Origin of the sequence: Streptococcus sp. (assembly GCF_019414905.1) — a bacterium.
GTDB lineage: Bacteria > Bacillota > Bacilli > Lactobacillales > Streptococcaceae > Streptococcus.
In genome coordinates this window covers 1-3,340 of the sequence record NZ_DXLC01000198.1, presented here as the reverse complement: position 1 = coordinate 3,340, position 3,340 = coordinate 1, and the positions used below count along the sequence as shown (strand labels likewise).

Annotated in this window: 6 protein-coding genes; all 6 read left to right on the top strand. The window is 40.6% G+C overall.

Going from position 1 to position 3,340, the window contains the following annotated elements:
* Window positions 1–551, top strand: a 551-nt coding sequence (locus QZ359_RS05960) for an LPXTG cell wall anchor domain-containing protein (protein ID WP_293963996.1), incomplete at its 5' end; no start/stop codon positions are given.
* Window positions 552–714: 163 nt separating this feature from the next.
* Window positions 715–1,005 (top strand): 30S ribosomal protein S6, encoded by a 291-nt coding sequence (gene rpsF, locus QZ359_RS05955; RefSeq protein ID WP_001151778.1) that lies wholly within the window; start codon window positions 715–717, stop codon window positions 1,003–1,005.
* A gap of 11 nt (window positions 1,006–1,016) precedes the next feature.
* A complete protein-coding gene (ssbA, locus tag QZ359_RS05950; RefSeq protein ID WP_000609606.1) occupies window positions 1,017–1,487 on the top strand; it encodes a single-stranded DNA-binding protein SsbA in 471 nt (156 codons plus the stop codon).
* A 31-nt stretch (window positions 1,488–1,518) separates the two neighbouring features.
* Window positions 1,519–1,758 (top strand): 30S ribosomal protein S18, encoded by a 240-nt coding sequence (gene rpsR, locus QZ359_RS05945; RefSeq protein WP_000068664.1) that lies wholly within the window; start codon window positions 1,519–1,521, stop codon window positions 1,756–1,758.
* A 194-nt stretch (window positions 1,759–1,952) separates the two neighbouring features.
* Complete coding sequence (locus QZ359_RS05940) at window positions 1,953–2,462, top strand: GNAT family N-acetyltransferase (RefSeq protein WP_060806294.1); 510 nt, start codon at window positions 1,953–1,955, stop codon at window positions 2,460–2,462.
* Between the two features lie 82 nt (window positions 2,463–2,544).
* Window positions 2,545–3,340 (top strand): Cof-type HAD-IIB family hydrolase (locus QZ359_RS05935; RefSeq protein WP_293963991.1); only part of this gene is annotated, 796 nt, incomplete at its 3' end.

Genomic DNA, 3,340 nt, shown 5'->3' with positions numbered 1-3,340 from the left:
GTTCAGTAGATAAGAAAGACATTCCAGAGTACAGATTTGTAGAAACGAAGAAACTACCAAATGGCGACATCGAACATGTCTACGAAAAATTAACACCACCAGCTCCAACACCTTCACCTGTTCCTCAACCAAATCCAGGTAAGCAAAATACAACTACTTGGACTGATGAGAATGGAAATCCATTGAAACCAACTGAGCTAGGTTCTAAAGAACCGGGAACAATTCCAGGTTACGAATATGTGAAGACTGTGACAGGTTCAAATGGAAATATCAGACATATCTTCCGCAAAGTTGAGATGCCAACTCCAACACCGGTTGAACCAGTACAACCAGTTTCTCCACAAGAGCCAGAGACCCCAGAGCAACCAGTGACTCCGGAAATGCCAACAGTACCTGAGCAACCAAAACAACCAACAACACCTAAATATGTTGATGGTCAAAAAGAATTGCCAAATACTGGTACAGAAGCTAACGCTAGTCTTGCAGCGCTTGGACTTCTTGGAGCCCTAGGTGGATTTGGACTTCTTGCTCGCAAGAAAAAAGAAGACTAAAAACTCATAGTTTTTGAGAAGATGATTCGTCATCTTCTTTTTTTATTTCAGAGTTTTTACTTGCGTAAAAAATTTTTTTCTAGTATAATAGTTTATTGTGAGCGAACCTCACTTACCCCTTGCAAAGTCTTGGGGTCATTAGACCAAAAGGAGGAACATATCAATGGCTAAATACGAAATTCTTTATATCATTCGTCCAAACATTGAAGAAGAAGCTAAAAACGCTTTGGTAGCACGTTTTGACTCTATTTTGACTGACAACGGTGCAACTGTTGTTGAATCAAAATCTTGGGAAAAACGTCGTCTTGCATACGAAATCAAAGATTTCCGTGAAGGACTTTACCACATCGTTAACGTTGAAGCAAATGACGATGCAGCTCTTAAAGAGTTTGACCGTCTTTCAAAAATCAACGCTGACATTCTTCGTCACATGATCGTCAAAACTGACGCGTAAGAAGGTAAACTATGATTAACAATGTTGTACTTGTAGGGCGTATGACACGTGACGCTGAGTTGCGTTATACCCCATCAAATGTAGCAGTTGCGACTTTTACTCTTGCAGTAAACCGTACATTTAAGAGTCAAAATGGCGAACGTGAGGCTGATTTTATCAATGTCGTTATGTGGCGCCAACAGGCTGAAAACCTTGCTAACTGGGCTAAAAAAGGCTCACTTATCGGGGTGACAGGTCGTATACAGACTCGTAGTTACGATAACCAGCAAGGACAACGTGTCTACGTGACAGAGGTCGTGGCTGAGAATTTCCAAATGTTGGAAAGCCGTAGCGTGCGTGAAGGTCATACAGGTGGAGCTTACTCTGCACCAACTGCAAACTATTCAGCACCTACAAATTCAGTACCAGACTTTTCACGTGATGAAAATCCATTTGGAGCAACAAATCCATTGGATATTTCAGATGATGATTTACCATTCTAATGGACAACTAAAATTATAAAGGAGAAAAAACATGGCTCAACAACGTCGTGGCGGATTCAAACGCCGTAAAAAAGTTGATTACATCGCAGCAAACAAAATTGAATATGTTGATTACAAAGATACTGAGCTTCTTAGCCGTTTCGTTTCAGAACGTGGGAAAATCCTTCCTCGTCGTGTAACAGGAACTTCAGCTAAAAACCAACGTAAAGTAACAACAGCTATCAAACGCGCTCGCGTAATGGCTTTGATGCCTTTCGTAAACGAAGATTAAAGAAAAGACCCGGTTGGGTCTTTTTTTCACGAGCCTTGAAATGAGAGAGCGAGTTGGGTCCGGGTGGACCTCTTTTTCACGAGCTTTGAAACAAGAAAGCGAATTGAGACCCGGTTGGGTCTTTTTTCACGAGATAGTTTTTTTCTGACCTTGGCGTGCTATAATGGTAGGAGAAAGCTTTAAAGGAGCAACTTATGAAGACGACATGTTCAATTAGAAAAATGCAAGAATCTGACATTAAAGATCTATCTCGAGGATTTATCAGCCAAGGTTGGCCAAGTAGAGAGGAGATTTTAACTCGATACTTTAAGGAACAGGAAAGTGGGGAGAGAGAAGTCTTAGTTGCAGAGATTGATGGTGCTGTAGCGGGCTACGTTACCATTTTGCCCTCTGCTAAACATGGTCCTTTTGCAGAAGTCTATCCAGAATTATCAGATTTTAATGTGTTTGAGCCTTTTCGAAATCAAGGGATTGGGAATCAACTGCTAGAAGAAGCAGAAAAACGAGTCAAGGTTGTTTCGAGTAAGGTCACTCTTGGTGTAGGTTTGCACTTAGGCTATGGCCCTGCCCAGAGATTGTATATCAGACGGGGCTACATTCCAGATGGGACAGGTGTCTGGTATCGAAATCAACCCTTGGAAATGAATGCTACTATTCAAAATAATGATGATTTAGTTCTGTACTTATCCAAGAAGTTCGAATAAGAGATAGCGAATTTCTTTGAAAATAGGGGATTTAGCTACTTTATGGTATAATGGAAAGAGTTAGATTGAAAGAGGTAGTGAGATGGATGCCAAATTAAGATACAAGGCAAAGAAGATCAAGATTGTCTTTTTTGATATTGATGATACATTGAGGAATTCAAAGACAGGTTTTATTCCAGCTTCAATCCCAACTGTTTTTAAGCAATTACGTGAGAAAGGAATTTTGACAGGTATTGCTTCTGGACGAGGGATTTTTGGTGTCGTGCCAGAGATTCGTGATCTCAATCCTGACTTTTTTGTGACCTTAAATGGAGCTTATATCGAAGATAAAAAAGGTCAGGTCATTTATCAACATCAGATTGAGAAATCAGATGTTGAGGAGTATATCTCTTGGGCTAAGCAAGAGGGAATTGAGTATGGTTTAGTTGGAAGTCATGCTGCCAAACTCTCCGCTCGAACTGAGATGATCAGTGAGGCTATTGATCCAATTTATCCCGATTTGGATGTGGATCCAGATTTCCATGAAAAAGAAGATATCTATCAGATGTGGACTTTTGAAGATAAGGGAGATGACTTGCACTTGCCTGACAGTCTCTCAGATAAACTTCGCATGGTTCGTTGGCATCAACATTCGTCTGATATTGTGCCGATTTCAGGCTCCAAAGCGACGGGTGTGGAAAAGGTTGTGGAACACCTTGGCTTGAAACCAGAGAACGTCATGGTTTTTGGAGATGGCCTCAACGACTTAGAACTCTTTGATTATGCTGGAATCAGCGTTGCAATGGGAATTTCTCATGATAACATCAAAGAAAAAGCAGATTATATTACAAAAACATTAGAAGAAGATGGCATTTTTGATGCCTTAGAAGGATTTGGTA

Coding starts and splice junctions, on each gene's coding strand:
- rpsF (WP_001151778.1), top strand. CDS start 715: ATGGCTAAATACGAAATTCTTTATATCATTCGTCCAAACATTGAAGAA.
- ssbA (WP_000609606.1), top strand. CDS start 1,017: ATGATTAACAATGTTGTACTTGTAGGGCGTATGACACGTGACGCTGAG.
- rpsR (WP_000068664.1), top strand. CDS start 1,519: ATGGCTCAACAACGTCGTGGCGGATTCAAACGCCGTAAAAAAGTTGAT.
- QZ359_RS05940 (WP_060806294.1), top strand. CDS start 1,953: ATGAAGACGACATGTTCAATTAGAAAAATGCAAGAATCTGACATTAAA.